Genomic DNA, 27000 nt, shown 5'->3' with positions numbered 1-27000 from the left:
CTGCGGTGACCGGATCAGTCGAGGGTGAACTCGCCGTCCCTGGTGCCCCGGAGGAAGCCGAGCCAGCCGGCGCGCGGGAACAGCAGCACCGGGCCGTCCGGGTCCTTGCTGTCCCGCAGCGCCACCTCGGTCGTCGCGGTGCGCAGCCGGGCGACCTCCACGCAGTTGGAGGTCTGGCTTCGGCTGCTCTTGTGCCAGCGCAGGTCGGCGGGCACGGTCTGGATCTCGTTCATGGCTCTGCTCCTGGTTCCTGGAACTGCTTCGACGAAACGAGCGGCGGTCGCCCGGCCCCGACGGGTCGGTGTGTCACCGCTCCGTCAGGCGCCCAGGTTGTCGGCGGCGTTGGGCCGGCGCTGCTGTCGGACCCGGGGCCGCCGAGGACGAGGCCGCCGTGTCGGTCAGCCGTCCCGTCGCCGCGAAGAGCCAGGTAAGGGTGTCCGATGCGGAGAGCGCCGCCGAGCATAGCCACTCAAACGTCACTTTATAGCGATTTACCGTAGATGCCTCGGTCGACATGACGTCGATGAAGCCTCCTTCGATCGCCAGCGTCTCCGGGTCCTGCGAATCGGTGAACCGGTAGAGCGAGAAGGCCGTCGGCGGCAGGTAGAACTCGCCGATCCGGGTGTCGCGCAGCAGCAGGTGCAGCGTCACGTTCGGCAGCATGGCCAGCTCGCAGAGGTGGGCGAGCTGGTCGCGCAGCACGTCCGGCGGGCAGGCCCGGCGGCCCAGCGCCGCCTCCTCCAGCACCGCCGTGTAGCGGGGACCGTCCGGGCGGTCCAGCAGGGACTGCCGGCCCAACCGTGCCTTGACCTCGGTCTCCGGGTCGTCCCCGGCGGACGGGTCGGCCGACGCGGCGGCGGCGTTGGCCGAGACGATCCGCAGCCGGGCGTACCCCTCGGTCTGCAACAGCCCCGGCACCAGGACCGGGTTGTACTCGCGGATCTGGGCGCAGCCCGCCTCCAGCTCGGCCCAGCCGAGCTGTTGCTGGGTCATCACCGGGTACGACCTGCGCCAGGCGCGCATGTCGCCGGCCTCCTCGGTGATGACCAGCAGCTCCTCCCGCAGGGCGGGGGCGGCCCGGTAGAGGTCGAGCAGGACGGCCACGTCCTCCGGGTCGGGCCGGCTGCGGCCGTTCTCCAGCCGGGACAACTTCGACGCCGACGCCCAGCCGATGCGTTCGATCACCTGGTCGCCGGTGAGTCCCGCCGCCTCGCGCAGGCGACGCAGGTCAGTGCCGAGCCTGCGACGACGCAGGATCGGGCTCGGTACGGCAGGAGGCACGGTGTCCTCGATTCCGTAGACCGCCACGAGACGCGACGGTAACTGTATGAAACTCGACCCCCACGGTCAGTATGGACGGCGCGACCGGCGTCGGAGGTCCCGGCGAGGGCGTGTCTTGCGACAGAAAGACGACTGTGGAACGTGTCAGCCGGCCCGGGACGACGCCGTCCCCACCGGCGGCAGTTTCCCCGTACGCGTCCAGCCGGACGCCACCCCCGCCGGAGGGAACCCATGCGCACCGTCCTGCGCCGCCCCGACTTCCGTCTGCTCTTCGTCGCGCTGCTGGCCAGCATGGCGGCCGAGTCGATGCTGCTGCTCGCCCTGGCCATCTGGGTCAAGGACCTGACCGGCTCCGACGGGCTGGCCGGCGCGACCATCTTCGCGATCATCGCGCCGATGATGTTGGCCCCGCTGATCGGCTGGGTGGTCGACCGTTACCGCCGCCGGCCGTTCTTCGTGGTCGCGAACCTGGGCACGGCCCTGCTGCTCAGCCCGCTGTTCGCGGTCCGCGACCGGGCCGACGTGTGGATCATCTACGTGGTGGCCGCCTGCTACGGGTTGTCCTACCTGACCCTGCACGCGACCCTGAGCGGCCTGCTGCGCCAGCTCGTGCCGAGCGAGCTGCTGGCCGACGCGAACGGGGCGTTGCAGACCGTGCGGCAGGGCCTGCGCCTCGGTGGGCCGTTGGCCGGCGCGGCCCTCTACGCCACGGTCGGCGGCTGGCTGCTGACCAGCCTGGCGATGACCGGGTTCGTGGTCGCCGCCGCCGTGGTGGGACTGCTCCGGGTGAGCGAGCACCCGCCGGCCGCCGCCGCCCTGCGCTGGCCGGCCGAGCTGGGGGCGGGGCTGCGCCACCTGACCCACGAGGCCGCCCTGCGCCGGGCCCTGCTCGGCTACGGGCTGGGCTCGCTCGTGATGGGCTTCACCGAATCACTGATCTTCGCGTACGTCGACCAGGGGTTGCGCCGTGACGCCGCCTTCGTCGGGGTGCTGATCGCCGTGCAGGGGATCGGCGGCCTGGTGGGCGGACTGCTCTCGTCGACGGTGGTGCGCCGGGTCGGCGAACTGGGCGCGCTCGCCGTCGGGGTGACCCTGTTCGGCCCGGCCGCGCTGATCCTGGCCTGGCCGGACCTCCGGCTCGGTGTGCTGGCCCTGCTGCTCGCCGGGCTGTCCCTGCCGCTGACCATGGTGGGGCTGACCACGCTGGTCCAGCGGCGTACCCCGCCGGGGCTGCTCGGTCGGGTCACCGCCGCCTCCGAGGCGCTGGTCAGCGGGCCGCAGGCGGTCTCCATCGGGGCCGGGGCGCTGCTCGTCGGCGTGTTCGACTACCGGCTGCTCTTCGTGCTCGTCGGGGTGGTCACCACAGCCGCCGGCCTGTGGCTCTGGCGGGGACGTCGGCTCACCCCGCCGGTCCCGCCGAAGCCGCCGGTCCCGCCCACGACACCGGCCGTGGCCCGCATCCCGGCCCCCCGCCGTCCGCTACCCGACCCGACCGCCGACCGGCTGTCCGGGCGCTGACCCCCCGCGACACGACGCAGCGGCCGGCCCCGGTGGGGGTCGGCCGCTGCGTGAAGCGGGGGCGGGCTCAGCCCGCGAGCGTGGCCAGGTGCTGCTTGACCTGGGTGATGGAGGGGTTGGTCAGGGCGCTGCCGTCGGCGAAGCGCAGCGTCGGCACGGTCTGGTTGCCGCCGTTGACGCCCATCACGAACTCCGCGGCCTTCGGGTCCTGCTCGATGTCGACCACCTCGTACCCGATGCCTTCCCGGTCCAGCTGCGACTTCAGCCGGTGGCAGTAGCCGCACCACGGGGTGGAATACATGGTCAACATCGTCGGATCCTCCAGAGGTCGTCGCGCCCGCCGGGTCAGGCCGGGCTGACCGGTACAACATCAGCCGGAGCTGGAATGATTCCTCGCTGTGGTGGTTCACTCGGCGGCGGAGGCGGTGCTCGCCGGGCTGGATCCGGAGCAGCGGTCGGTGGTGACCGCCCCGGCCGGCCCGGTCTGCGTCCTGGCCGGCGCCGGCACCGGCAAGACCCGGGCGGTGACCTCCCGGATCGCCCACCGGGTGCTGACCGGCGGGATCTCCGGGCGGCACGTGCTCGCGGTCACCTTCACCGCGCGGGCCGCCGCCGAGATGCGGCACCGGCTGGCCCTGATCGGGGTGCCGGGCGTGCAGGCCCGGACGTTCCACGCGGCGGCGCTGCGCCAGGTGCGCTACTTCGCGCCCCGGCTGCTGTCCGGGCGGGCCATGCCGGAGCTGCTGGACAGCAAGGTCCGGGTGGTCACCCTGGCTGCCGCCAAGGTCGGCCTGCGGGCCGACCGGGCCGCCGCCCGGGACCTGGCCGGCGAGATCGAGTGGGCCAAGTCGTCGCTCGTCGAGCCGGGGGAGTACGTGGTCGCCGCGGGCAGGGCCCTGCGCGAGACGCCGTACGAGCCGGCGAAGGTGGCCGAGGTGTTCACCGCGTACGAGCGGCTGAAACGCTCCTCCGGGGTGATCGACTTCGAGGACATGCTGCGTGCCGCGGTGTGGGGCATCGAGGAGCACCCGGACGTCGCCGAGCAGGTACGCGGCCAGTACCGGCACTTCGTCGTCGACGAGTACCAGGACGTCAACCCGCTCCAGCAGCGGCTGCTCGACGCCTGGCTGGGCGGCCGGGACGACGTGACAGTGGTCGGTGACGCCAGCCAGACGATCTACTCGTTCACCGGGGCCACCTCGGCATACCTGATCGACTTCCCGCGCCGGCACCGGGCGGCCACGGTGGTCCGGCTGGTCCGCGACTACCGGTCCACCCCGCAGGTGGTCGGGCTGGCCAACGCGGTGATCGGGCAGGCCCGGGGCACCGAGGCGCGGCTGCGGCTGGAGCTGCACGGCCAGCGCCCGCCCGGCCCCGAACCGGAGCTGCGGATCTTCACCGACGAGCCGGCCGAGGCGACCGCGGTGGCGGCCCGCTGCCGGACGCTGGTCGACGGGGGCACCCCGGCGAAGGAGATCGCCGTGCTGTTCCGCACCAACGCCCAGTCCGAGGCGTACGAGAAGGCGTTGACCGAGGTCGGCGTCCCGTACGTGGTGCAGGGGGCGGAACGGTTCTTCGAGCGCGCCGAGGTCCGCCAGGCGATGGTGGCGCTGCGGGCCGCCACCCGCTCGATCCCGGGCGAGACGCCGCTGCCGATCGCCGTCCGGGAGGCGCTGACCGCCGTCGGTTGGACGCCCGACACCGCCCCGCCCGGTGGCGCCGCCCGGGAACGCTGGGAGGCGCTCGCCGCCCTGGTCCAGCTCGCCGAGGAGTACGCGGCCACCCCCGAGGTGCTGCCGATCGGCGAGGCCGCGACGGTGGAGCGCCCGGCCAGCCTGGCCGACTTCAACGACGAGCTGGCCCGGCGGGCCGCCCAGCAGCACGTGCCGACGGTGGACGGGGTGACCCTGGCCTCCCTGCACTCGGCCAAGGGGCTGGAGTGGGACGCGGTCTTCCTGGTCGGGCTCTCCGAGGGCACCCTGCCCACCTCCTACGCCCGCACCCCGGAGCAGGTCGAGGAGGAGCGGCGGCTGCTCTACGTGGGGATCACCCGGGCCCGGCAGTGGCTCTGGCTGTCGTACGCGTCGGCCCGCTCCCCGGGTGGCCGGGCCCGCCGCCCGTCGCGGTTCCTGCCCCAGCTGGACCGCAACGGTGGCGGCGAACGGGCCGGTACGGGCCGGTCGGGCGGTGCGGGCGCGGCGAAGCGGGCGGTCGAGCGGCGGCGGGCCCCGGTGGTCTCCTGCCGGATCTGTGGCGCGACCCTGGTCGCCGGTGCCGACCGCAAGCTGGGCCGCTGCCCCACCTGCCCGTCCGACATCGACGAGCAGCTCTACGAGCGGCTGTGCGACTGGCGGGCCCGGGTGGCCGGGGCGCAGCGGGTCCCGGCCTACGTGGTCTTCACCGACGCCACCCTGGTCGCGTTGGCCGAGCGGCGGCCGGGCCGGGTCGAGGAGCTGATCGCGATCGCCGGCATCGGCCCCCGCAAACTCGGCCTGTACGGCGAGGCGGTGCTGGCGTTGGTGGCCGGCGCGACGGTCGACGAGATCGGCCCGGAAAAAACTCTCGAAATCTCGTCGTAAATTCGTTTGCCCTCGCCCCGTGGCGAGGAATAGCCTCAGGACGCACCTCGGGAGCAGCGCCATTACGGCTGCTCACGGGGGCTGAGTCAGAATCGGCACGAGGAACGTGAGGGAGGTGGCACCCGTGGAGATCATCACCTATGAGCGTCCGGCGGCGATGCCAGCTGCCTGCGCTCCGCTGTCGGCTGCGTGGGTGGCCCTTGCCGCTCCGCGACCGTCGATCCCGCAGGTGCACCAGGTCTCGGTTCAGGCCGAGCTGAACCTGACTGTTGCACCCACTGCGGGAGTCGAGGGGACCAGTGGCTTCACGGGTCTGGGTATCGATGTCGCCAAGAAGCGCATGGATGTCCGCGGCGTTCCACCTCGAGGTAGACCGGTCTGACACTCAGACCACCGGCTCACCTCGAGGCCGCGGAACCCGCTCACCGGGATCCGCGGCCTCAGTTTTTTGCCCGTCGAAGTACGTCGGAATGCGATCCACGAGATCGAAGTGAGAGAGAGGTGACCGGGAGATGAGTCTGGCGTTGGCCCCCCTCGACGTGAGCGTCGAGCTGGAGGCGAACCTGCCCTGTCGGAAGTTCGACCCCGACCTGTGGTTCTCCGACTCGCCCACCGACCTGGAGCTGGCCAAGTCGCTCTGCGGGGACTGCCCGCTGCGCGTCGAGTGCCTGGCCGGGGCGGTCGAGCGGGCCGAGCCGTGGGGCGTCTGGGGCGGCGAGATCTTCGAGCGTGGCGCGGTCGTCCCGCGTAAGCGGCCCCGGGGCCGTCCGCGTAAGGAGGACCTCGCCCGCGACGCCGCCCTCCGGGTCGAGGCCGAGGCGCGACTGGCGGCCAGTGGTCTGGCCACCTCGCGCAGCGCCGTCCGACTGGCAGCCTGACCTACCCGATCCGTTCCACCCACCGCCGACATCCGTCGGCCCAGAGAAAGTTGACCCCGATGCTGCACCTGCCGAACGGAACCGAGATGCAACTACTCCACGAAGCGTTGTCCCGGGCTCGAATGCGCCGGCCTCAGGCCGGTCGTACCACCACGAGCACTGAGGCGCACCGTTCCGCCCGTACCGTCGCGATGAACAGCCGGAGCCAGTCGGCTCGCGACCTGGGCGTTCTCTGAAACCACCACTGATACGCGGGGGCGGTGACCGGATCACGGTCACCGCCCCCGCGTCGTGTCGGTCGGCCGTCGCCGGTCAGGCGACCGGGGCGAAGCCGGGTAGCCAGCGTTCCAGGATCCCCCGGTAGGGTGCCTTCGCCTCCAACTGGCAGAGCACCCCGATCGAGCCCAGCGTCACCCGGTGGATCAGCAGGTACGACGGCGGCAGGTTGAGCTGCCGGCTGAACTGGAAGGCGGGTGACTTCGGGCTGGCCAGCCGGGTCGCCTCGGCGCGCAACCAGGCCCGGGTGAACCGGAACTCCTCCTGCGCCACCGGGTCCAGCATCGGGCGGATGTAGTCCAGCAGCGCCTGCGCGTCGATCGGCTCGGTCGGGTTGACGAAGCCCTCCTCGCGCAGTCCGGCGACGACCGCGTCGGCGTCGCCGCGCAACGACAGCCCGAGTAGCCGGCCGATCGGCTCCGGGGTGCCCTCGGGCATCCGGGCCACCGCGCCGAAGTCGATCACACCGAGCCGGCCGTCCGGCAGCAACCGGAAGTTGCCCGGGTGCGGGTCGGCGTGCAGCAGCCCGGCCCGGGGCGGGGCGGACAGGTGCAGGGTCGCCATCAACCGGCCGGCCGTGTCGCGCTGCTCCTCGGTGCCCTCCCGGATGATGTCCGCCAGCGGTGTCCCCTCGATCCACTCGGTGACCAGCACCCGGGGCGACGACGAGAGCACCGCCGGGATGAAGATCTCCGGGTCGTCGGCGTACGCGGCGGCGAAGGCACGCTGCGACTCGGCCTCCAGCTCGTAGTCCAACTCCTCGGTGATCCGTTCCCGCAGCTCGGCCAGGAGCGGCTTGACGTCCAGGCCGGGCTGGATGGCGCGGAACATCCCGCCCAGCCGGGAGAGCTGCTTGAGGTCGGCGAGCAACGCGTCCCCCGCACCCGGGTACTGGATCTTGACGGCGGCGGACCGGGAGACCCCGGTCTCCGGGTCCCGCCACACCGCCCGGTGCACCTGGCCGATGCTGGCCGCCGCAGCGGGGGCGTCGTCGAATTCGACGAACCGGTCCCGCCAGTCCGGCCCGAGCTGCTCCGCGAGCACCTTGTGCACGCTCGCCACCGGCAACGGCGGGGCGGCCTCCTGGAGCTTGGTCAACGCCTGCCGGTAGGGGGCGGCGATCTCGTCAGGCAACGCCGCCTCGAACACCGACAGCGCCTGGCCGAACTTCATCGCCCCGCCCTTGAGCTGCCCGAGGACGCTGAACAACTGCTCGGCGGTGCGTTGTTGGATCTCGGCGGAGATGACGTCGGAGGCGATGCCGGTGACGCGCTTGCCCATCCCGAGGACGGTCCGACCGGCGAAGCCGAGCGGCAGAGCGGCGAGCTTGGCGGTCCGGGACACGGCGCGGCGCGGGATGTCGGTCACCTGGCCATTGTTACCGACTTCATGGCCCCGCTGCTGCGCTGAAGCCGGGCTGGGTGGCCCCGTCCCCCGTTCCGTGTTCCCGCGACGCCCGTCCGTCATCCCCGCGACGCCCGTTTGCTGCCCCTCCGCTGCCCCCGGACGGGCCGGCCGACCGGGTTCGTCCCGGCCTGGTTGTGGCTGCGGCCTGTCGGGTGGCGGCCCGGGTCAGCGGCCCGAGCAGGAGCAGCCGGGGTGCGGGGCCCAGGCCCGACGGCGTAACCGGCCGCCCGGCCCGACCTCCACCGTGCAGCCCACCGTCTCCGGGGTGCCGCCGTCGAGCTGGGCCAGCACCTCGGCGACCGCGTAACCGGCGGCGGTGAGCAGGGTGGCGGTGCCACAGGAGTGGTCGACCGGGCCGGTGGCGAGTTGGGCGGCCAGGCCGGGCCAGCCCGGGTCACGGTCGGTGCGGTGCAGCTCCAGGCAGTGCAGGCAGGGGCCCACCGGCGGCCGGACCAGGGGGCCGACCACCGGCATCCCCTCCCGCAGGGTGAGCAGCAGGTGGGGCTGGCGACGCCCGGCGAACCCGGTGGCGAGCAGGTCCGCCGGACGGTCCGTACCGAGCTGCACCACCAACTCGACCCGGTGGCGGCCGGCCGGGCGGGTGCGGGTGCCCGGGGCGGCGCGGTCGATGGCGGCCCGGACCGCGTCGGCCAGCGGCCGCCCGACGTCGGCGGCGGCCAGCCCGGTGCCCACCAGGTCACCCGGCTGCACCGGGCCGGTCAGTCCGACCGCCACCTGCCCGACGCCGGCCTGCGCCAGGGCCACGGCGACGGGCGCACCGAGCCGACCCGACCCGGCCACCGCCACCCGGGCGACCCGGCGGCGACGCAGCACCTGGGCCGGGGTGCCGGGCAGGGTGGGCCCGGCCAGGGCGAGCGCCCCGGTCTCCGCGGCCAGCCGGGTCCGGTCGGGGCCGGTCAGGTCACGGGGGAGCAGGGTGTGCGCCGGTACGACCAGCCCGGCGGCGTGCAGGGTGTCGATCAACCCCCGGGCCTGGCCCGGATCGACCCGGGCACTTGCCGCGTCGGCCAGCACATCGCGTTCACTGCGGGTGCCATCGAGCAGGTCGAGCAGCCGGGTGACCCGCGAGTCGGCCACCTCCAGCAGGACGGCCCGGCCGGGCGTCAGCCCCAGTTGCAGGGTGTGCCGGTCCCGCCAGAGCCGGGTCAGGCCCGGTAGCAGGGCGGGACGCAGCAGCGCGGTACGGGAGGGCGCGGTACGGGGCGGGCTCATGATGACGAATCGTGACCGAGTCCCTGCGGTGCGTCGATCGTTGTCCACAGGTGTGCAGCGCCAGATCCAGCGTTGTCCACAGGATTCGGCGAGTTATCCACAGATCACCGGGAGTCATGTCGGGTAGCCGACACGGCTGCCACCGGGTTGGCGGACGACGGAACGCCGCCGCGGGCAGGCCGATGGGATGCTGCGGACCGGTTCGGGTCGGAGTCGCGGTTCGGGTCGGAGTCGCGGTTCGGGTCGGAGTCGCGGTTCGGGTCGGAGTCGCGGGAGGGGCGGCCCGATGGGCCGCCCCTCCCGCGTCGTACCCGGACTGGTCAGACCTTGGCCTTGCCCAGGATGCGGTTCACTGTTGTGCCGCACACCGGACACTTGCCCTTGGCCATGTTCATCCCGGTCTTCGAAACCTCGACGTGCCCCTCGAAGTCCCGCTTCTCCTTGCACTTCACGCAGTAACCGTTGTAGGTCTGGGCCTGGTCGGCCACGGTAGCCTCCTCGTCTCGTCCGCCGGGCACGTCGGTCCGGCGGTGCTCCCGGCGGCGGGCCGTGGGGGCGCCGGCGCCGGGTCCTTCTCCGCGGCCACCCACGTGACCGCCGGTTGGCGGACCCTACCCAGGTCTGGGCGGTTCCATGTCAGCGGTGCATCGACACTGTGAGCAAGTCGACGTCGAGAGTGTGCATCCCGAAATAGGCGGGATAAGTGAGTTTGCCGGGGACACGCCGTGTGGAGCCCTCTGGGAGGTCCCCCGGACGGGGGTGCGGCGGCGCGGTCGAAGCCGATCACCTACGGTGGAGATCGCGCCCGAGGGTGGCCGCCGACGTCGCCACGAAGGGTGACGGGGGTTCAGGCTCATGGTCACCACCAGTTTTTTTCGGACTCCTTACTACTAACCACCATTTTCCGGGCGCGTGTCGGGGTGTTGACCCTTGCGGACCCCTGGTCAGTACGCATTAGCTTTCCATCGTGGCAGGAAACCACGGCTGCGCGGCCCACTGATGGCGGCGGCGCGGAAGCCAGTCGTCGAGGTACGGCGCAGTCAGCGCCGGCGACGCACGGTGTCCGCCTACCGGGACGGCGAGCGGGTCGTGGTGCTCATCCCGGACCAGTTCTCCCGGGCCGAGGAGAGCGAGTGGGTCGACCGGATGCTCGCCCGGCTCGCCGCCCGGGAGGGTCGGCTGGCCCGCAACGACAGCGAACTGCTCGACCGGGCCCTGCGCCTGATCAACCTGTACCTGGCCGACCAGGGCGGCGACGCCCTGCCGGCCAGCGTCCGCTGGGTCACCAACCAGAACGGCCGGTGGGGTTCCTGCACCCCCGCCGACCGGACCATCCGGATCTCGCACCGGCTCCAGGAGATGCCCGACTGGGTGCTCGACTACGTGCTGCTGCACGAGTTGGCGCACCTCATCGTGCCGAGCCACAACGCCCGCTTCTGGGCCCTGGTCGGCCGGTACGCCAAGACCGAACGGGCCCGGGGCTACCTGGAGGGGGTCGCCGCCGCCTCCGCCGTGCCGATCGCCGGTTGACCGCCACCCCCGTCGACCGTCCTGCCCTGGGATGATCAACTCATCGGGGCGCAGGTAGCGGTGTCCGGGCGGCGTCGAGGGCGCTACTTCGGCCCACAGGAGTCGATCACCCGTACCGCGCCGACTAGGGTCGGGGGATGGTCCGACGGGTGGTGGTGGCGTTGCTCGGTCCGGTGGTCTGGTCGCCACCCGGGGTGGAACCGACGCGCTGGCGCACCGCCCTGGCCGAGGACGTGGTGGACCTGTTCGCCACCCTCGCCGAGGTGGAGTCCGCGCTCGCGGTGACCCCGGCCGACCGCTGGCTGGCCGACGCGGTGCGCTGGCCCGACACCCCCGTGTACGAGGTGCCCGAGCCGACCGTTGCCGCCGTGCTGGCCGCCCTCGACGGGTACGACCAGGCCGCCGTGGTGGCTGCCGACGCCCCCGACCTGCCGGGGCTCGTCCTGGGCAAGCTGCTGCGACCGTTGACCAGTCGACCCGTCGCGGTCGCCCCCGTCGAGGGCGGTCCGGGGCTGCTCGGGGTGGCGTCCCGGCTGCCCGTACCCGAATGGCTGCCGGCGCTGGACCTGGACGTGGCCGGGCCGGCGGACCTGCGGCGCGCGGCCCCCGCCCCGGCCGACGTGGCGGTCACCCCCGGCTGGCACCGGCTGCGCGGCCCGGCCGACCTGGCCGCCCTCGACCCGGCCGTCGAGGGTTGGGAGGCGACCCGCGCCCTGCTCTCCGGCCACCGCACCTGACCGGCCACGGCACCTGGCCCGACCCGTGCACCTGACCGGTCACCGCACCTGGCCCGACCCGCCCTGACCGGTCACCGCACGTGACCCGACCAGCGCACCTGGCCCGACCAGTGCAGCCGGCCGACCGACGGCGACCGGCCGGGCCCGCCCGGGAGTCGGGCGGTCCGGCCGGTGTCGCGGCTGGTCGGGACCGGTCAGGGGCGGTCGGTGTCGCCCGGGGTGTCGTCGGGACGGGGACGGCTGCCCGGCGCCTGCTCCTCGGGGCCGCCCGGTGCGGTGAAGTCGAAGGTGGCCAGCTCGTCGTCGAGGTCCGTCGAGGTGGTCGCGAACGCCACCGGGTCGGCGAAGTCGGCGTCCGAGGGGAGCAGGTCGGGGTGGCCCCAGACCGCGTCCCGCCCGGCGATGCCCCGGTGCTCGGTCAGCGCCGCCCAGAGCGCCGACGCCTCCCGCAGCCGACGTGGGCGCAGCTCCAGACCGACCAGCGCGGCGAAGGTCTGCTCGGCCGGCCCGCCGGCCGCCCGGCGGCGACGGAACGCCTCACCGAGGCGGACCACGTTGGGCAGCCGGTCGGCCGCCGCGCTGTCCACCACGTGGCAGACCCAGCCCTCGACCAGCGCGAGCACCGTCTCCAGCCGGGCCAGCGACGCCTTCTGCGCGGGGGTGTCCTCCGGGGTGAAGATCCCTTCCAGGGCGATCGCCTGCATCGACTCCGGGTCGGTCGGGTCGACCCGGCCCATCGCCTCCTCGATCGCCTCCCGGTTGACCCGGATGCCTGACGCGTAGTTCTCGACCGCGGTCAGCACGTGCCCGCGCAGCCACGGGACGTGCTCGAAGAGCCGCTGGTGGGCCGCCTCGCGCAGGGCGACGTAGAGGCGTACCTCGTCCTCCGGCAGCTCCAGGCCCTCGCCGTACACCCGGATGTTGGCCGGGATCAGCGCGGCGGTGCCGGCCGGGCCGAGCGGCAGGCCGATGTCACCGGCGGAGAGCACCTCGGCGGCGAGCTGCCCGAGGGCCTGCCCGAGCTGACCGCCGAAGAGCGCCCCGCCCAGGGTGGCGACCATCGACTGCATCGGGCCGAGCTGGGCGCGGGCCTCCGGCGGGACCAGGTCGCCCATCGCGCCGACCATCCGGCTGGCGACCGGGTCGCAGAGCTTGCGCCAGACGTCGAGCGTCTTGTAGATCCACTCGTTGCGGTTCCAGGCCAGGGAGACGCGGATGCCCGTCGGCCAGGCCGAGGCCGGCTCCAGCCAGAGGTCGGCCAGGCGCAGCGCCTCCTCCACCGCGTGCCGTTCGTAGGGGGAGGCCATCGGGTCACCCGTGGCCGCGAGCTGGCTGGCGGCCACCTGGCGGGCCAGGTCCCAGTTGACCGGCCCGCTGCCCGGCGCGGAGAGCAGGTGCTGCAACTGTGACATGAACTGCTGCATCTGCGCGGGATCGTTGGGGTCTGGTGGTTGCCCACCCGGGAGCGCGAAACCGAACGGAATATCAGGCACGACGTCTACGGTACGCGCGCCGCGCCCCTGGTAGCCGCCGTCGGCGTTGCGCTGAGGGCGAAGTCCGCCGCAGCCCGCCGGACCCGCCACCACCGGTCGGTACGCTCTGCCGCATGAGACGTCGTGGCGTGACCGTCCTCCTCGGTGCTCTGCTCACCACCCTGCTGAGCATCGGCGTGCTCGGCGCGCCCATCCCGTACGTGGTGCTCGGCCCCGGTCCGACGGTGAACACCCTGGGCACCAACGACGGCCGGGAGGTCATCCAGGTCAGCGGCCGGGAGACCTCCACCTCCGCCGGTCAGCTCCGGATGACCACGGTCGGCGTGCAGCCGACGGTGAAGCTGCGCGCCGCGATCGCCGGCTGGCTGTCCAAGGACGAGGCGGTGGTCCCCCGGGAACTGGTCTACCCGCCGGGCGAGTCGCAGGAGGAGGTCGAGAAGCGCAACGCGGAGGACTTCCAGAACTCGCAGAGCAGCGCCGAGACCGCGGCGCTGGTCAAGCTCGGCTACCCGGTCGAGGTGGTGGCGAAGGAGGTCGCCGCGGACGGTCCGGCGGCCGGTGCGCTCAAGGCCGGCGACGTGGTCACCACCGTCGACGGCGCGAAGGTCACCTCGGCGTCCCGGCTGGTCGAGCTGGTCCGGGGCAAGCCCGCCGGCACCGCGCTGACCATCGGGTACGTCCGCGACGGCGCAGCCGGCACCGCCACCGTCACCAGCCGGGAGTCCGACGGCCGCCCGCGCATCGGCGTGGTCCCCGACCAGCGGCAGCCGCACCCGTTCACCCTGAAGATCGACCTGAAGGACATCGGCGGCCCGAGCGCCGGGCTGATGTTCGCCCTCGGCATCATCGACAAGCTCAAGCCGGAGGACCTGACCGGCGGGAAGATCATCGCCGGCACCGGCACCATCGACGACGAGGGTCGGGTCGGTCCGATCGGCGGCATCGCCCAGAAGCTGGTCGGGGCGAAGAAGGCCGGGGCCAAGGTGTTCCTGGTCCCCGCCGACAACTGCGCCGAGGCGGTCCGCAACCCGCAGCCCGGTCTGCCCATGCTGAAGGTCGGCTCGCTGGACGAGGCATTGACCGCGTTGGACACGTTGCGCGCCGGCGGGGAACCGACCCGCTGCTGAGGGCGGGGCCACGCCGGAACACCGGCGGCGACCCGGGCACGACCTGACCCGACACGTTCAGGAACACCCCGTACTCTGGGTGCCTGTCCGGAGCCGATCACATCGAGCGTGCGGAGCCAAACAGTGGCCATGCGTAGCAGCCCCCTGCCGAGGATGAGTCGGCGCGGACGCGTCACCATCGGGGTCCTGGTCGGGGTGTTCCTCCTGTTCACCCTGCTGGGCTGGGGGGTGCAGGCGTGGACGGACTGGCTGTGGTTCGACGAGGTCCGCTACACCCAGGTGTTCACCGGCGTGCTGCTCACCCGGCTGCTGCTCTTCCTCGCCGTCGGGCTCGGCCTGGCCGCGTTCGTGGGCGGGAACCTGTGGCTTGCGTACCGGCTGCGGCCGAAGCTGCGCCCGCACTCGCTGGAGCAGGCCACCCTGGAGCGGTACCGGATGCTGCTCACCCCGCGCATCGGCACCTGGATCAGCCTGACCGCCGTGGTGCTCGGCCTGTTCGCCGGGCTCTCCGCGCAGGGTCGCTGGTCGCAGTGGCTGCTGTTCCGCAACGGCGGTGACTTCGGCGTCAAGGACCCGGAGTTCGGCATCGACGTCGGCTTCTACGTCTTCCAGTTGCCGTTCTGGCGCTACCTGCTCGGGGTCGGCTTCACCGCCGTGGTGCTGGCCCTGATCGGTGCGCTGGCCGTGCACTACATCTTCGGCGGGGTGCGCCTGCAGGGCGTCGGTGACCGGATGACAGGCGCCGCGCGGGCCCACCTGAGCACGCTGGTCGCGGTCTTCGTCCTGCTCAAGGCCGTCGCGTACGTGCTGGACCGGCGGGCCATGCTGCTGGAGTACAACGAGGGCGCCAAGCTGTACGGCGCCGGCTACGCCGACGTCAACGCGCTGCTGCCGGCCAAGGAGATCCTGGCGTACATCTCGGTGGTGGTGGCCATCGCCATCATCGTGTTCTCCAACGCGGTGATGCGGAACCTGGTCTGGCCGGGCATCTCGCTGGCCCTGCTCGGCGTCTCCGCCGTCGCGATCGGCGGCATCTACCCCTGGGCGGTGCAGACCTTCGAGGTCAAGCCGAGCGCCCGGGACAAGGAGGCCCCGTACATCCAGCGCAGCATCGACGCCACCCGCGCCGCGTTCGACATATCCGAGGTGCAGACCGAGGGGTACGCGGCGAGCAACCTGGTGCCCCCGGCCAGCCTGGCCACCGACACCTCGGTGGTGCCGAACGTCCGGCTGCTCGACCCGCAGCTCGTCTCCGAGACGTACACCCAGCTCCAGCAGGTCCGGGGGTTCTACGATTTCGGCCCCAAGCTGGACATCGACCGCTACTCGGTGGAGAACAAGACCTCCGACTACGTGGTCGGGGTCCGGGAGATCAACTACGGCGAGCTGACCGACCAGCAGAACAACTGGATCAACCGGCACACCGTCTACACCCACGGTTACGGGCTGGTCGCGGCCCCGGCCAACCAGGTGGTCTGCGGTGGGCAGCCGTACTTCGTCTCCGGCTTCCTCGGCGAGAAGGCGCAGGAGGCGTGCTCCTCGCAGGCCGAGCAGATCCCGGCCAGCCAGCCGCGGATCTACTACGGCGAGCGGATGCAGCCCGACGACTACGCCATCGTCGGCCAGACCAGCGCGGACAAGGACGTCGAGTTCGACCGGCCCACCCCGACCACCGGCGGCGAGCAGTACTACACCTACACCGGTGAGGGCGGCGTCGAGATCGGCTCGTTCACCAGGCGGCTGCTCTACTCGATCAAGGAGCAGGAGACGAACTTCCTGCTCTCCGAGGCGGTCAACGACAACTCGAAGCTGCTGTACGTGCGTAACCCCCGGGACCGGGTGGAGAAGGTCGCGCCGTTCCTCACCCTCGACGGCGACCCGTACCCGGCGGTGGTGGGCGGCAAGATCCAGTGGATCATCGACGGCTACACCACGGCCGCGACCTACCCGTACGCCGAGCGGATCAACCTCCAGCAGGAGACCACCGACGAGCTGACCAACCGGGGCACGTTCCAGCTCGCCCGGGAGAACGTCAACTACATGCGCAACTCGGTGAAGGCCACCGTCGACGCGTACGACGGCACGGTCCGGCTCTACGAGTTCGACGACGCCGACCCGGTGCTCAAGGCGTGGAACAAGGCGTTCGGCGGGGACCTGGTGCTGCCCAAGAGCGCCATCCCGGCCGACCTGGCCGCCCACTTCCGCTACCCGGCCGACATGTTCAAGGTGCAGCGCAACCTGCTCACCAAGTTCCACGTCACCAACCCCGGCGACTTCTACTCGGGCCAGGACTTCTGGCAGGTACCGAACGTGCCGGACGCGCCGGACAGCGGGCAGAAGCAGCCGCCGTACTACCTGTTCACCCAGTTCCCCAACCAGGACGCCCCCCGGTTCCAGCTCACCTCGGCGGTCACCCCGAACGGCAGGCAGAACCTCGCCGCGCTGATCTCCGGGTCGTACGTCGACGGGCGGCCGAAGCTGGAGGTGCTGGAGCTACCCGACCAGACCCGGATCTCCGGCCCGGTGCAGGTGCACCAGCAGATGACCAACAACGCGACCATCCGGACCGAGCTGAACCTGCTCTCCTCCAACCAGGCCCAGGTGCAGTACGGCAACCTGCTCTCCCTGCCGTTCGGCAACGGGATGCTCTACGTGGAGCCGGTCTACGTCAAGAGCAACCAGCAGGACGCGTACCCGCTGTTGCAGAAGGTGCTCCTGTCCTACGGCGACGGCGGCTCGTACGTGGTGCTGGCCAACAACGTCAGCGACGGCATCAAGCAGCTCGTCGAGCAGGGCAAACGGGCCGGCCAGGGAACCACTGCGCCACCGGGTGGCGAGACCCCGCCGCCCTCGGGCGGCACCCCGCCGTCGCCCTCGCCCACGGCCTCGCCCGGGGCGAGCAGCCCACCGCCCAGCGCCGACCTGGCCGCCGCCGCTCAGCGGGTCCAGACGGCCATCGCCGAGGTCAAGGCCGCGCAGGCGTCCGGCGACTTCGAGCGGTACGGCCGCGCGCTGAAGGCACTGGACGAGGCGATCACCGCCTTCCAGCAGGCCCAGCAGGGCAACCCGGCGGGCACGCCTAGCGGTAACCCGCCCGCCACGCCGTCGCCGTCCGGCGGCGGCTGACCGGACCGCCCGCGTCGACGGGGCCCACGATCCGCCACCGGGATCGTGGGTCCCGTCGCTTTTCCGACCAGTCGTCCCGCAACCTGACGATGCCGCTGACCGTCTCCAGTGCAGATGGCCGGGACGGGGGGACGTGGTGCGGGCATGAGGGACGAACGTAGTTTCGACGAGTTCTACCGGAGCACCTCGGCGCGGACCCTGCGCTACGGCCACGCGGTGGCGGGCGACCACGGCGAGGCACAGGACCTCGTCCAGGAGGCGTACGCCCGCGCCTGGCGGCAGTGGGGTCGGCTGGCGCAGCACCCCGCGCCGGAGGCGTGGCTGCGGCTGGTGGTCAGCCGACTGGCCGCCGACCGGTTCCGCCGGTTACGGAGCTGGCGGACGGCGATCAGCCGTACCGGTCCGCCGGAGGACGTGCGGCCACCCGGTGAGGACACCGTGCTGCTGGTGGCCGCGCTGCGGCAGCTCCCCGCCAACCAGCGTCAGGCGCTGGCCCTGCACTACCTGTTCGACATGCCGGTGGACGAGATCGCCCGGGAGGCCCGGGTGCCCAGCGGCACCGTGAAGTCGTGGCTGTCCCGGGGGCGGTCCCGGCTGGCCGAGCTGCTCCCCGGCGTCTCGGCGAAGGAGTTGGAGGTCAACGATGTCGCGTGAGCTGCACCGTTTCTACCGGTCGTTGGCGCAGGACACCGACCCCGGCGGCCTGGTTCCGCCCGACCTGGTCCGGCGGTACGCCGACCGGCGGGCCCGGCTACGGGCGGCGGCGGGGGTGCTGGTCGTGGCGGCCCTGGTGGGCGGGACGGCGGCCGGCACCCGGTTCGTGCTCACCGCCGCGCCCGGTACGCCGGCCGGGCCGCCCGCGATCTCCCCACCGGGGACCGCCGTCTCGGTGCCCGCCCCGGCGGTGTCGCCGGCGGCGACGGTGACCTCCGCCCCGGCCGCGTCCGCGCTCACCGGTTCCGCCGGCCGGTCGTCGGCCGGCCCGGCAAGCCCGGCCGTCACGTCGCCGTCCGACCGACCGCCGACCGCGATCCCCGACGCGGCGTTCTTCACCCTCGCTGCGGCCAACGAGACAGGTGTGCGGCCGACGTTCACCCCCGGCCCGGTGCTGCCGCAGCTCTGCGGCGCGCACCCCGGCGACTCCGGGGTCGTCCAGAGCCGGGGCCGCGTCCTGGCCTTCCGCTACGCCGACACCCCCAAGGGGTACGTCCCGGACGGCAGCTACCGGCACACCATCACCCTCTACCGAACCGGTCGCGCCGGGGACGCGCTCGGAGAGCTGCGGGCGGCGGTGCGGGACTGCCCGATCCAGCAGTCGTCCGACACCCCGGGGGTGACGTCCCGGTACCGGCTGCTCGGCGGGGGCGGTTACGGCGACGAGTCGGTGCTGTTCGAGCTGCGCCGGTCGTACTCGGAAGGGGCGGGTGACCCGGCCGGCGGGGACGAGATCCGGCTGGTCCGGGCGATCCGCCTCGGGGACGTGGTGACCGTGCTCTGGGAGCAGGGCTGGGAGGGCACGTCCAGTGACCGGTCGCAGGTGGACGCCGACAGCCGGCGGGCGGTGGATGCCCTGCGGGACTGGTTGGACTGACGGCCCGGGTGCCGTTTTGCGGGCCCGGGGGTCGGTAGGTTACGGTTAACCAGCCGACGCGGGGTGGAGCAGCTCGGTAGCTCGCTGGGCTCATAACCCAGAGGTCGCAGGTTCAAATCCTGTCCCCGCTACTGTTTCGACAGGCCCCGGAGTTTTTCTCCGGGGCCTGTCGCCGTTTCCGGGGCTTGTCGTCGGGTCCGGGCTCGTCGTTGGTTTCGGGGCTCGTCGGTTCCGGGCTTGTCGTCGGTTCCGCTCCGGCGGTGGGTCTGCCGTCGCGGGAGCGGGAACCGGCCGTACCGCAGCCGCCGAACGGGCGACGCGGTCGGTGGCGCTCCCCGGTGGGTGTCCTGAGCTGGGCGGACGGTGGATCGGGGGGCCGGGCGATCTCCGTCGGGCGGATGGGTTAGGCTTAACGGGCCGACGCGGGGTGGAGCAGCTCGGTAGCTCGCTGGGCTCATAACCCAGAGGTCGCAGGTTCAAATCCTGTCCCCGCTACTGTTTCGACAGGCCCCGGAGCTTTTCTCCGGGGCCTGTCGCCGTTCACCGGTGTCCCGTCCGGAATCGCTGCGGGCTTCGGCGTGCCAGAGTTGCCGCACTCGGTCAGGATGAGGGCATGTCTACTGAGATCAAGACGTCAACTCCGATCACATGGTGGGGCCGACTGAGCGCGGTCCTCGGCGCGGTAGTGCTCTCGGTCTTCGTGCCGGTGGCCGCGTGGGCCTCCACCGGCACCGGCGAGCTGGTGGTGGAGGCGGCCCGGCGACGGTCCAGGGGCGGCGGGTTCGGCGTCCTCGGGCTGCTCTGCTGCCTGGTGGTCGTCGGCGGCATCGTCCTACTGGTGGTGCTGCTGACCCGCAACCGGCGCAACCGTCCGCCCCGCTGACCCGCGACCGGCGTCACCGCCCGTCCCGCCGACCCGTCACCGGGCCAGGGCCGCCTGGGCCCGGGCCATGAACTGTGTCGTCGCCGCCCGCGCCCCGGAGCGTCCCGCGCGGATGCTCCGGGCCGCCTCGGTGAGCAGGGCACGCACCTCGCCGTGCCCCCGCGGTGGCGGGGCGGGCGCCGGGCCGACCTGCTGGTGCAGCGCCTCGCCGAGGGCGGCGACCTTCTCGGCAAGCGGATCGTCGAGGGTCTGCACGACCGCCTGGCGTACGGTCAGGCTGGCCGGCAGGCCCCGCTCGGTGCCGAGCAGCCGGCCCACCTCCACGCTGCCGGTGAGGAAGTCGACCACGTCGGCCACCACCTGCGGGTGCCGGGTGCCCCGGAACCCGGCCCAGTACATCGACGCCCGGTCCCACTGGGCGGCCCGGGGGCCGGGGAAGCCGACCAGGGCCAGCTCGTCCCTGCTGTAGCGCTGCAGCTCGGGAAGCTGGTGCGACCAGGCGAACGAGGCGGCGGTGTGCCCGCTGACGACCAGTTGCCGGGCCGGCTCGCCCCCGTCGGCGCGGTCCACCAGGGCGGCAGCCGGGGTGGCCCGTTGGCTGCGGGCCCGCTCCCAGAACTCGAACCAGTCCAGCAGCGCGGCCGGGCCGAAACCCAACTGGCGGCCCTGGTAGAACCGGGTGCCCAGCCCACGCAGCCAGAGCCACAGCGCCCGGTGGTCGCCCGACGGGTCCATCGTGCCGGCGACCCGGCCCCGGCCGGCCCGGGTCACCCGGGCGGCCCAGCTCAGATAGTCGGCCCAGGTCATCGAGGTGGTCGGTTCGGCGACCCCGAGCCGGCGCAGCAGGTCGCGGTTGAACACCACGGCGGCGTGGGTCTGCGCGGCCGCGACGCCGTACACCCGGTCGTCGATCTTTCCGTAGTCGACCAGGCCGGGCGGCAGGGTGTTCAGGTTGATCCGGCCGTCGTCGACGTAGCCGCCGAGGTCGAGCAGGATGCCGCGCTGGGCGTAGTCGCCGAGCATCGAGTCGTCGATCTGGAACAGGTCGGGCACGTTGCCGCCGCCGGCCTGGGTGGCGAGCCGCTCGTAGTAGCCGCCCTGCCCCTGCCAGGTCACCCGGAAGGTGACCTGCGGATTGCGGGCCGAGTACAGCCGCAGGGCCCGTTCGGTGGCCTCGGCCCGCCGGGTGCCGCCGTACCAGAAGACCGACAGCTCCACCGGACCGTCCGGCGTCGGCGACTCCGCCTCGACGCCGCACCCGCTCAGCCCGCCCGCGGCCAGCAGCGGGACACCGAGCAGCGCGCCGAGCAGCCGCCGCCGGGCCGGGTCGACGCCGGGCCGGATCAGCGGGGGACGCACAGCGGACACGGGGTGCTCCTGGGGACGGGCGGGCCGGTAGCCGGACCATTCACGCAGGTGGCGCGGCCGGGTGTCAACGCCCGCCCGGCCGCCGCCCGGGTGGGCGACCCGGCCGGCGTCGTCCCCGTGGTGTACTAGGGCACGTGGAACTTCTGCACTCCGGCAAGGTCCGGGACGTCTACGCGGACGGCGACGACCTGATCCTGGTCGCCTCCGACCGGATCTCCGTCTACGACGTGGTGCTGCCCACCCCGATCCCCGACAAGGGGCGGCTGCTCACCGCCCTGTCGCTCTGGTGGTTCGAGCAACTCGCCGACCTGGTGCCGCACCACGTCGTCTCCACCACCGACGTGCCGGCCGAGTTCGCCGGCCGGGCGATCCGCTGCCGCCGGCTGGACATGGTGCCCGTCGAGTGCGTCGCCAGGGGCTACCTGACCGGTGGCGGCCTCAAGGAGTACGAGCGCACCGGCGCGGTCTCCGGCGTGCCACTGCCGCGTGGCCTGGTCGAGGCGTCGATCCTGCCGGAGCCGATCTTCACCCCGTCGACCAAGGCACCGGCCGGGGAGCACGACGAGCCGATCACCTTCGCCGACGTGGTGGACAAGGTGGGTGCGGAGACCGCCGAGCGGCTGCGCCAGATCACCCTGGACGTCTACCGGCGGGGTGCCGAACTCGCCGCCGACCGGGGCATCCTGGTCGCCGACACCAAGATCGAACTGGGCTGGGCGACGGACGGCACCCTGGTTCTCGGCGACGAGGTGCTCACCTCCGACTCGTCCCGCTACTGGCCGGCCGAGTCGTACCAGCCGGGCCGGACCCAGTTCTCCTACGACAAGCAGTACGTGCGGGACTGGGCGACCAGCAGCGGCTGGGACAAGCGGGCCCCCGCACCCGAGGTCCCCGCCGACGTGGTCGAGGCGACCCGGGCCCGTTACGTCGACGTCTACGAACGGTTGACCGGCGAACGCTGGTCCTGACCGGCCGCGTCCCGGCCGGCCCGTGGCGGGACGGCCGGAACGCGGTCAGTTGCCGCCCAGCGCGGTCTTCGGTTCGGCCCGGTAGGAGCGGTCCTCGGCCTGCTTGCCGAGCACACCCCCACCCGGCGTCTCCACACTGAACGCCTGCTCGTCGGTGACGATCCCCGGACCGTCGCGGTGCTCGTCCCGGTCGTCCCGCTTCGCGGCGGTGGTCCGCCGGGGTGTCAGCTCCGGCGGCACCGGCTGACCGCCGCGCGCCCGCCGGGGTGCCGGCTCGGCCGTCGGCCGGCCCCGCAACGCGCCCGGCACCTCCTCCAGCCGGGACACCCGCCCCCCGGACAGCGGCGCGGCCGGCGCGTCCAGCACCGGCGCGGTCGCCTCCGACCGGCCGTCACCCCACCACTCGCCGCCCGGCGTCGCCGGTTGCGCCGCACCGCCCCGGTCACGGCGCTTCGACCGGGGCGTCCCGGTCACCCCGGCACCCCGGGTCGGGCTGCCCAGCACGGGCGGGGCGGTCCCCGGCCGGATCGGTGTCGAGGCGTCCCCGGCCTGCCCATCGGCGGCGCGACCGGCCCCGCCTGACGTGCGCCGCTGCGGCGGACGTCGGTTCTGCAACACCGGCGCGGTGGTCTCCCCGGCCGGCCGGCCGAACGGGTCCTCGTCGCCGGCACCCGCACGAACGGTGCCCCGCCGGGCCGGGTCCGCCTGCTGCCCGCTGCCCGACCGGCCGGAGGCCGGGGAGTGCGGGGAACCGGTCGCCGGAGTGCCCCGGGCACCGGTCGGCGGGGCCGCCGTCGACGGGGCACCGGGGCCACGCAGCCCGTTCGGCGGCGCGGTCCGGCCGCCGGTCGGTGGCGGGGTGGCGTTCGCGCCGGGGGAACGCAGCGACGCCTGGGGCGGTTCGCTGACCGCCGGCGCTCCGGCACCACCGCGCAGCACCCCGCTGCGCAGCCCACGCTCACCGGCGAGCCCGTCGAGGCCCGGCGGCCGGGCGAGCCCGGCCCGGCCCGCGCCGGTGGCGTCGGCGGTCATACCGCGCAGCCCGGGTGCCCCGGTGGACAGGACGGGTGGCGGCGCGACCAGCGGCGGCGGCACCACCGGCGGCGGTGCCACGGCGGGACCCGCCCGCTCGTCGGTCCCGGGCGTCGGTGCCGGCGTGCCGGCCTCCGGTGGCGGCCGGAGGGTGTCCAGCACCCGCCGGGCCACCTGGTCCGGATCGCCCGCGCGGGGCACCGGCCGCACCGACGCCGGTGGCGGGGTCGCCCCGACCCCCGGCGGGCGGGCACCGGGCGGCCCCACCGGCGGCGGCGCGCCGACCGGCCCGCGCCACGGCGGGTGACCGACCGGGTTGAGCACCGCGTCCATCGGGAAGAACGGTGGACCGTGCCCGCCGCTGACCTTGCTCAACGTGTCGAAGTAGTCGTCGGCGGTACGCCGGGCCAACTCCTGCGCCCGCCGGTTGTACTCCTCCTGCTTCTCCTGCACCGCCTCGGCCTCGGCGGCCTGGATGCCCTTCTCGCCGTCGTACAGGCCCAGGGTGAAGCCCTGCTTGAAGCCCTCCGAGAACTGCGTCCAGCCGTCGGAGTTCTTCGCGTCGTCGATGGCCTCCCGGTATTCCGTCCAGAGCCGCTCCATCTCCGCCCGGGAGTCGCGGGCGATGCCGACCATCGCCCGCAGCGCGGTCACGTTGTGCTGGGCCGCGTCCATCCACTCGTCGAGGTACGCCAGCGTCTTGCCCGGCCCCGCCTTGAGGAACGCGTCCCGGGCCTGCGGTGACTTCCAGTGCTCGTCGTGCAGGGTCTGGCTGGCCGACAGCAACTGCTGGTGGATGCTCTGCAACAGGTTGTAGGCGTTCTGCCACTGGTCGGCCAGCGCCGAGATGTCCTCCGGATGCTGCCCCAGCACCTGCTGGCGGACCGCCTCGATGGTGGCCCCGCCCTCGCCGCCCGGTGCCGGGGTGAACTTCAGGTCCGGGTTCTCCGGCGGCATGACGTACCGGGTGCCCTCGCCGCGCGGGCCACCGTGCGCGTACGTCGCCTGGGCACCCCAGTAGTCGGCCATGGTGTCCTCCCGGGCTCAGATGCCGTAGTCGTGCTGCTTGATCTCGTCCAGCGCCCGCTTGGCGGGGGATTCGGTCAGCTCGGCCGGGTCCACGCCCTCGGTGTCCTGACCGATGTGCAGCTCCTGGGTGACCGTGCCCTTGCCGTCGGTCGTGGTGATCGTGTGCGTCCCGTCGGCGTGCTGCGCGTCGACCCGGGTGGCGGTCGGCTTGTCCCCGGCGTCGAGCTGCTCGCTGGTCACCGTACGACCGCCGTCGACGCCGTACGACGTGGTCTCCCGACTGCCGCCGGTGCGCCGGCCCTCGGCGTCGGTGTTGGTGGTGGTGACCACCGTCGAGTTGCCGGTGACGACCGTGGTCGTCCGGCTGGTGCTGCTGTCGAGCACCTTGCCGGTGGCGTCGGTCGTGGTGGTGACCGTCTCGGTGCCCACGCCGCCGGGCAACGACCGCTGCACGATGGTGCGCACCACGCCGCCGGGGCCGAGCGCGGTGAAGGTGATGCTGCCGTCCGGGGCGACCCGGGGCTGGCCCTGGTCGACGAACTGCTCGGGGGTCGGCGCGGCGTTGGCCTGACCGCTCGACACCGTTTCGAGGTACTGGTCCCACCAGGTCTTGCCGGAGACGAACGGCGGCAGCCCGGCGGGGCGCGGCGCGTCGGCCTCGCCGAAGGCGAACCGGACCGCGTCCAGCGAGGCCGCCGACCAGCCGTCGGTGTTGGCGTAGGCGTCCGCCACCGTCTGCGCGGCCATGCCGATGTTGGTCAGCGCCGCACCCAGGTAGGTCAGGTACTGCTGGAACTCGGCGTAGTTCAGGGTGAGCTGGGTGCGGACGTACACGCCCTCGGGGAGCGCGGCACCCTCCCAGGCGCGGTGCGGCAACTGGCCGAGCTGGCTCAACCGGCCGCCGTGGCTCTGCAGGTTCTCCTGGATGACGACCATGTTCTTGCCGTAGTCGACCAGCCCGTCCGGATCGACGTCGACGGGTTTCTGATCGGCCAGCCAGTCGGTCCTGGTGTTCTGGTCGGTCTCGTGCTGGTACGGGTTGCTGCCGTCGTCCTCCGCCACCGAACCTCCCCTGGTGCGGCGGGCCCCCGCCCGAGTGTCACCGGAAATCGCCCCGAGCGTAACCGCTGCCGACCACCGCCGGGACCCGGTGTCGCCGCTGTCGCCACCCCGACCAGCCACTTCGGACGAAGTGAGGTGGCCCGATTCGTTACGGGGCGCTACCGTCAGGGTCGGCCACGACGGCCACCACCATCAAGGGGACGCTTCCCTGACCGGGGGGCGCAAGCAGAGGAGCGGGTGAGTCCACCTTGACCGACACTCCGGGACTGGGTCAGGTTCACGCCACCCAGGAACAGCTGAACGCGATGGCGAAACGGTGCAACGAGACCGGTGAGGGCCTCGCACTGGGCATGGCGCGGCTCGTCGAACGGGTGCAGGCGCTGGGCGGCAGCGGCATGCGCGGCTCGGCCAACAACGCGCTGCAGGACGTCTCCGTGCAGCTCAACGACGGCCTGAAGAAGATCATCTCGGCGCTCGACGAGCTGTCCGGCAAGATGACCAGCGCCGCCACGCAGTACGGCATGAACGACGAGGACGCCGCGACCGAGATCCGCCAGGCTGCCGCCGAGACCGGCGACGCCAGCGTGATGAGCATCCTGCGCGGCTGACGCCGCCGGTATCCGCCGCGGCCGCGTCGACCCTCCCGGGCGACCCGTGCCGCCGTGACCAGCGAAAGGTGACCTTCCAGTGAGCAGTCCCATCACCTACAACTTCGCCCAGATCTCCGACGTGGCCACCGCCATCGGCACCTACCAGGGCCAGATGGACGGCAGCCTCCAGGACCTCTACACCCAGTTCACCCAGCTCTTCGCGCAGGACTGGCAGGGGCCGGCGGGGCAGGCGTGCGATGAGGCCCGGCAGAAGTGGAACCAGGGCGCCACCGAGATCAAGGAGGCGCTGACCCGGGTCGGCGTGAAGCTCGGCGCGTCGGCCGAGCGGATGCAGCAGGTCGACCAGCAGATCGCCGCCGGCATGTGACCGTCCGGTCCGACCCTCCCGGCCGGGAGGGTCGGACCGGCGGGGCGGCCGGGGCCGGGCCGCCCCGGTTAGGCTGCCCGGCGCAAGGGACCTCGGGGGAGGGGCGATGGAGGAACGACCGAACTTCGGCGCGTTGACCGCCATGATCGGTGACCTCAAGAAGGCCTGGTCCGGAATGGACGACGTGCAGCGCCGGATGCTCCGGGTGACCGGCACCGCCTGGTCGGACGACCGCACCGTCAAGGCGGTCGTCGGCCCCCGGGGGCACCTGCTGGAGCTGGACATCGACCCCCGGGTGTTCCGCAACCCCAACTCCAAGGCGCTGGCCGCCACCATCGTGGCGACCGTCCGGCTCGCCGTGGAGGACGCCGCCGAGCAGTCCAAGGAGATCCTCGACGGCAGCCTCGCCCCCGACCTGCGCCGGCTGGCCCCCGGTGGCGCGCAGCTGGAGAAGCTGCTGCACAGTCACGACGCCGACGTGCGCCTGAAGGGGGACGACGATGAGTAGCTTCGTCGAGATCAAGACGAGCGTCGCCGACATCCTCGGCATCGCCAACCGGCTCCGGATCAACGGCCAGTCGATGCGCACCGCGATGGACGGCAAGCTCGGCGCGGTCACCACGCTGGAGGCCGCGCCCGGGACGCTGCCGCGCGACGAGTTCACCGAGGAGTTCCTCAAGACGTACCACAAGTCGGTCGAGGTTCCCGGCGGTGGTGGGCAGCAGATGAACGAGGCCATCAAGACCACCGTGCCCAAGCTCGGCGAGGCGATGGACAAGCTCGGCGCGTACGTGGCCGACGCCATGTGGAGCTACACCGGCACCGACGACGACAACGCCACCGACATCGACCGGGCCGGTGGCCGGCACTGACCCGAGGCGGCCGGCCGGGGGACCCGACGATG

The 27000-nt window shown here is 72.9% G+C and carries 26 protein-coding genes and 2 tRNA genes; 18 read left to right on the top strand and 10 right to left on the bottom strand.

What is annotated here, in order from left to right:
* Positions 1-14: 14 nt before the first annotated feature.
* The gene (locus ACN261_RS04035; protein WP_421483997.1) at positions 15-233 is read right to left on the bottom strand and encodes a DUF397 domain-containing protein; all 219 of its coding nucleotides are present in this window, start codon (positions 231-233) and stop codon (positions 15-17) included.
* Positions 234-306: 73 nt separating this feature from the next.
* Positions 307-1281: a helix-turn-helix domain-containing protein gene (locus ACN261_RS04030; RefSeq protein ID WP_421486917.1), complete on the bottom strand. Its 975-nt coding sequence runs from the start codon at positions 1279-1281 to the stop codon at positions 307-309.
* Positions 1282-1512: 231 nt separating this feature from the next.
* Between ACN261_RS04030 and ACN261_RS04025 the strand changes: the two genes are divergently transcribed.
* A complete protein-coding gene (locus ACN261_RS04025; protein WP_421483996.1) occupies positions 1513-2799 on the top strand; it encodes an MFS transporter in 1287 nt (428 codons plus the stop codon).
* 67 nt (positions 2800-2866) lie between these two features.
* Here ACN261_RS04025 and ACN261_RS04020 read toward each other — a convergent pair whose 3' ends face one another.
* A complete protein-coding gene (locus tag ACN261_RS04020) occupies positions 2867-3109 on the bottom strand; it encodes a mycoredoxin (protein ID WP_421483995.1) in 243 nt (80 codons plus the stop codon).
* Positions 3110-3197: 88 nt separating this feature from the next.
* On the opposite strand from ACN261_RS04020, the gene ACN261_RS04015 reads away from it, so the two are divergent.
* From ACN261_RS04015 to ACN261_RS04005, 3 genes are all read left to right on the top strand, one after another.
* Positions 3198-5378 (top strand): ATP-dependent DNA helicase UvrD2, encoded by a 2181-nt coding sequence (locus ACN261_RS04015; RefSeq protein ID WP_421483994.1) that lies wholly within the window; start codon positions 3198-3200, stop codon positions 5376-5378.
* A gap of 124 nt (positions 5379-5502) precedes the next feature.
* A complete protein-coding gene (locus tag ACN261_RS04010) occupies positions 5503-5760 on the top strand; it encodes a hypothetical protein (RefSeq protein WP_088644283.1) in 258 nt (85 codons plus the stop codon).
* Positions 5761-5890: 130 nt separating this feature from the next.
* Positions 5891-6256: a WhiB family transcriptional regulator gene (locus tag ACN261_RS04005; RefSeq protein WP_204926781.1), complete on the top strand. Its 366-nt coding sequence runs from the start codon at positions 5891-5893 to the stop codon at positions 6254-6256.
* A gap of 312 nt (positions 6257-6568) precedes the next feature.
* Here the strand turns inward: ACN261_RS04005 and ACN261_RS04000 are convergent, their stop codons facing one another.
* The 3 genes from ACN261_RS04000 to ACN261_RS03990 form a co-directional block, all read right to left on the bottom strand.
* Entirely contained in the window at positions 6569-7900 is a 1332-nt protein-coding gene (locus ACN261_RS04000; RefSeq protein ID WP_421483992.1) for an ABC1 kinase family protein, read from the bottom strand.
* Between the two features lie 204 nt (positions 7901-8104).
* On the bottom strand, positions 8105-9172 hold the full coding sequence (locus ACN261_RS03995) for a ThiF family adenylyltransferase (RefSeq protein WP_421483991.1): 1068 nt from the start codon (positions 9170-9172) through the stop codon (positions 8105-8107).
* A 320-nt stretch (positions 9173-9492) separates the two neighbouring features.
* Entirely contained in the window at positions 9493-9660 is a 168-nt protein-coding gene (locus ACN261_RS03990; protein ID WP_007464795.1) for a DUF5679 domain-containing protein, read from the bottom strand.
* 511 nt (positions 9661-10171) lie between these two features.
* Here ACN261_RS03990 and ACN261_RS03985 point away from each other — a divergent pair.
* Together ACN261_RS03985 and ACN261_RS03980 are read left to right on the top strand one after the other, a co-directional pair.
* Positions 10172-10702 carry a M48 family metallopeptidase gene (locus ACN261_RS03985; RefSeq protein ID WP_425848463.1) on the top strand — a complete coding sequence of 177 codons (531 nt, stop codon included), beginning with the start codon at positions 10172-10174 and terminating at the stop codon, positions 10700-10702.
* A gap of 137 nt (positions 10703-10839) precedes the next feature.
* On the top strand, positions 10840-11439 hold the full coding sequence (locus ACN261_RS03980; RefSeq protein WP_421483990.1) for a hypothetical protein: 600 nt from the start codon (positions 10840-10842) through the stop codon (positions 11437-11439).
* Between the two features lie 194 nt (positions 11440-11633).
* Here the strand turns inward: ACN261_RS03980 and ACN261_RS03975 are convergent, their stop codons facing one another.
* Positions 11634-12863: a zinc-dependent metalloprotease gene (locus ACN261_RS03975; protein WP_421486916.1), complete on the bottom strand. Its 1230-nt coding sequence runs from the start codon at positions 12861-12863 to the stop codon at positions 11634-11636.
* Between the two features lie 182 nt (positions 12864-13045).
* Between ACN261_RS03975 and ACN261_RS03970 the strand changes: the two genes are divergently transcribed.
* The 7 genes from ACN261_RS03970 (at position 13046) to ACN261_RS03940 (ending at position 19659) form a co-directional block, all read left to right on the top strand.
* Positions 13046-14059: a YlbL family protein gene (locus ACN261_RS03970; RefSeq protein WP_377686303.1), complete on the top strand. Its 1014-nt coding sequence runs from the start codon at positions 13046-13048 to the stop codon at positions 14057-14059.
* A 129-nt stretch (positions 14060-14188) separates the two neighbouring features.
* On the top strand, positions 14189-17185 hold the full coding sequence (locus ACN261_RS03965; RefSeq protein ID WP_421483988.1) for a UPF0182 family protein: 2997 nt from the start codon (positions 14189-14191) through the stop codon (positions 17183-17185).
* A gap of 144 nt (positions 17186-17329) precedes the next feature.
* Entirely contained in the window at positions 17330-17839 is a 510-nt protein-coding gene (locus ACN261_RS03960; protein WP_204926787.1) for a SigE family RNA polymerase sigma factor, read from the top strand.
* Positions 17829-18776 carry a hypothetical protein gene (locus ACN261_RS03955; protein ID WP_421483987.1) on the top strand — a complete coding sequence of 316 codons (948 nt, stop codon included), beginning with the start codon at positions 17829-17831 and terminating at the stop codon, positions 18774-18776. The genes ACN261_RS03960 and ACN261_RS03955 overlap by 11 nt, the downstream gene beginning before the upstream one ends.
* A gap of 57 nt (positions 18777-18833) precedes the next feature.
* Positions 18834-18907, top strand: a tRNA-Met gene (locus tag ACN261_RS03950).
* Positions 18908-19197: 290 nt separating this feature from the next.
* Positions 19198-19271 (top strand) — tRNA-Met (locus ACN261_RS03945).
* Positions 19272-19389: 118 nt separating this feature from the next.
* The gene (locus ACN261_RS03940; RefSeq protein WP_204926789.1) at positions 19390-19659 is read left to right on the top strand and encodes a hypothetical protein; all 270 of its coding nucleotides are present in this window, start codon (positions 19390-19392) and stop codon (positions 19657-19659) included.
* A gap of 36 nt (positions 19660-19695) precedes the next feature.
* Here the strand turns inward: ACN261_RS03940 and ACN261_RS03935 are convergent, their stop codons facing one another.
* A complete protein-coding gene (locus ACN261_RS03935; protein WP_421483986.1) occupies positions 19696-21027 on the bottom strand; it encodes an ABC transporter substrate-binding protein in 1332 nt (443 codons plus the stop codon).
* Positions 21028-21161: 134 nt separating this feature from the next.
* On the opposite strand from ACN261_RS03935, the gene ACN261_RS03930 reads away from it, so the two are divergent.
* Positions 21162-21995 carry a phosphoribosylaminoimidazolesuccinocarboxamide synthase gene (locus ACN261_RS03930; RefSeq protein ID WP_421483985.1) on the top strand — a complete coding sequence of 278 codons (834 nt, stop codon included), beginning with the start codon at positions 21162-21164 and terminating at the stop codon, positions 21993-21995.
* A gap of 45 nt (positions 21996-22040) precedes the next feature.
* Here the strand turns inward: ACN261_RS03930 and ACN261_RS03925 are convergent, their stop codons facing one another.
* Both ACN261_RS03925 and ACN261_RS03920 read right to left on the bottom strand, forming a co-directional pair.
* Positions 22041-24056: a hypothetical protein gene (locus ACN261_RS03925; protein WP_425848457.1), complete on the bottom strand. Its 2016-nt coding sequence runs from the start codon at positions 24054-24056 to the stop codon at positions 22041-22043.
* A 15-nt stretch (positions 24057-24071) separates the two neighbouring features.
* On the bottom strand, positions 24072-25118 hold the full coding sequence (locus ACN261_RS03920; RefSeq protein ID WP_425848455.1) for a WXG100 family type VII secretion target: 1047 nt from the start codon (positions 25116-25118) through the stop codon (positions 24072-24074).
* Between the two features lie 248 nt (positions 25119-25366).
* On the opposite strand from ACN261_RS03920, the gene ACN261_RS03915 reads away from it, so the two are divergent.
* The 4 genes from ACN261_RS03915 (at position 25367) to ACN261_RS03900 (ending at position 26968) form a co-directional block, all read left to right on the top strand.
* Positions 25367-25726, top strand: coding sequence for a WXG100 family type VII secretion target (locus ACN261_RS03915; RefSeq protein WP_245854545.1), 360 nt, complete (start codon positions 25367-25369; stop codon positions 25724-25726).
* Between the two features lie 79 nt (positions 25727-25805).
* A complete protein-coding gene (locus ACN261_RS03910; RefSeq protein ID WP_088644222.1) occupies positions 25806-26096 on the top strand; it encodes a WXG100 family type VII secretion target in 291 nt (96 codons plus the stop codon).
* 106 nt (positions 26097-26202) lie between these two features.
* Positions 26203-26604, top strand: a complete 402-nt coding sequence (locus ACN261_RS03905) for a YbaB/EbfC family nucleoid-associated protein (protein ID WP_421483982.1) — start codon at positions 26203-26205, stop codon at positions 26602-26604.
* Positions 26597-26968, top strand: coding sequence for a hypothetical protein (locus ACN261_RS03900; RefSeq protein WP_421483981.1), 372 nt, complete (start codon positions 26597-26599; stop codon positions 26966-26968). The genes ACN261_RS03905 and ACN261_RS03900 overlap by 8 nt, the downstream gene beginning before the upstream one ends.
* Positions 26969-27000: the final 32 nt, after the last annotated feature.

The organism is Micromonospora sp. WMMD723 (genome assembly GCF_049863385.1).
GTDB classification, from domain to species: domain Bacteria; phylum Actinomycetota; class Actinomycetes; order Mycobacteriales; family Micromonosporaceae; genus Micromonospora; species Micromonospora wenchangensis.
The sequence above is the reverse complement of the archived record's forward strand: the minus strand, read 5'-3'. Positions and strand labels throughout refer to the sequence as shown.

Bases quoted from the DNA above. Each gene is read 5' to 3' on its own strand.
- ACN261_RS03955 (WP_421483987.1), top strand. From the start codon at position 17,829: ATGTCGCGTGAGCTGCACCGTTTCTACCGGTCGTTGGCGCAGGACACC.
- ACN261_RS03985 (WP_425848463.1), top strand. From the start codon at position 10,172: ATGGCGGCGGCGCGGAAGCCAGTCGTCGAGGTACGGCGCAGTCAGCGC.
- ACN261_RS03975 (WP_421486916.1), bottom strand. From the start codon at position 12,863: ATGCAGCAGTTCATGTCACAGTTGCAGCACCTGCTCTCCGCGCCGGGC.
- ACN261_RS03960 (WP_204926787.1), top strand. From the start codon at position 17,330: ATGAGGGACGAACGTAGTTTCGACGAGTTCTACCGGAGCACCTCGGCG.
- ACN261_RS03995 (WP_421483991.1), bottom strand. From the start codon at position 9,172: ATGAGCCCGCCCCGTACCGCGCCCTCCCGTACCGCGCTGCTGCGTCCC.
- ACN261_RS03980 (WP_421483990.1), top strand. From the start codon at position 10,840: ATGGTCCGACGGGTGGTGGTGGCGTTGCTCGGTCCGGTGGTCTGGTCG.
- ACN261_RS03925 (WP_425848457.1), bottom strand. From the start codon at position 24,056: ATGGCCGACTACTGGGGTGCCCAGGCGACGTACGCGCACGGTGGCCCG.
- ACN261_RS04020 (WP_421483995.1), bottom strand. From the start codon at position 3,109: ATGTTGACCATGTATTCCACCCCGTGGTGCGGCTACTGCCACCGGCTG.
- ACN261_RS03940 (WP_204926789.1), top strand. From the start codon at position 19,390: ATGTCTACTGAGATCAAGACGTCAACTCCGATCACATGGTGGGGCCGA.
- ACN261_RS03900 (WP_421483981.1), top strand. From the start codon at position 26,597: ATGAGTAGCTTCGTCGAGATCAAGACGAGCGTCGCCGACATCCTCGGC.
- ACN261_RS04025 (WP_421483996.1), top strand. From the start codon at position 1,513: ATGCGCACCGTCCTGCGCCGCCCCGACTTCCGTCTGCTCTTCGTCGCG.
- ACN261_RS04005 (WP_204926781.1), top strand. From the start codon at position 5,891: ATGAGTCTGGCGTTGGCCCCCCTCGACGTGAGCGTCGAGCTGGAGGCG.
- ACN261_RS03965 (WP_421483988.1), top strand. From the start codon at position 14,189: ATGCGTAGCAGCCCCCTGCCGAGGATGAGTCGGCGCGGACGCGTCACC.
- ACN261_RS03970 (WP_377686303.1), top strand. From the start codon at position 13,046: ATGAGACGTCGTGGCGTGACCGTCCTCCTCGGTGCTCTGCTCACCACC.
- ACN261_RS04035 (WP_421483997.1), bottom strand. From the start codon at position 233: ATGAACGAGATCCAGACCGTGCCCGCCGACCTGCGCTGGCACAAGAGC.
- ACN261_RS03905 (WP_421483982.1), top strand. From the start codon at position 26,203: ATGGAGGAACGACCGAACTTCGGCGCGTTGACCGCCATGATCGGTGAC.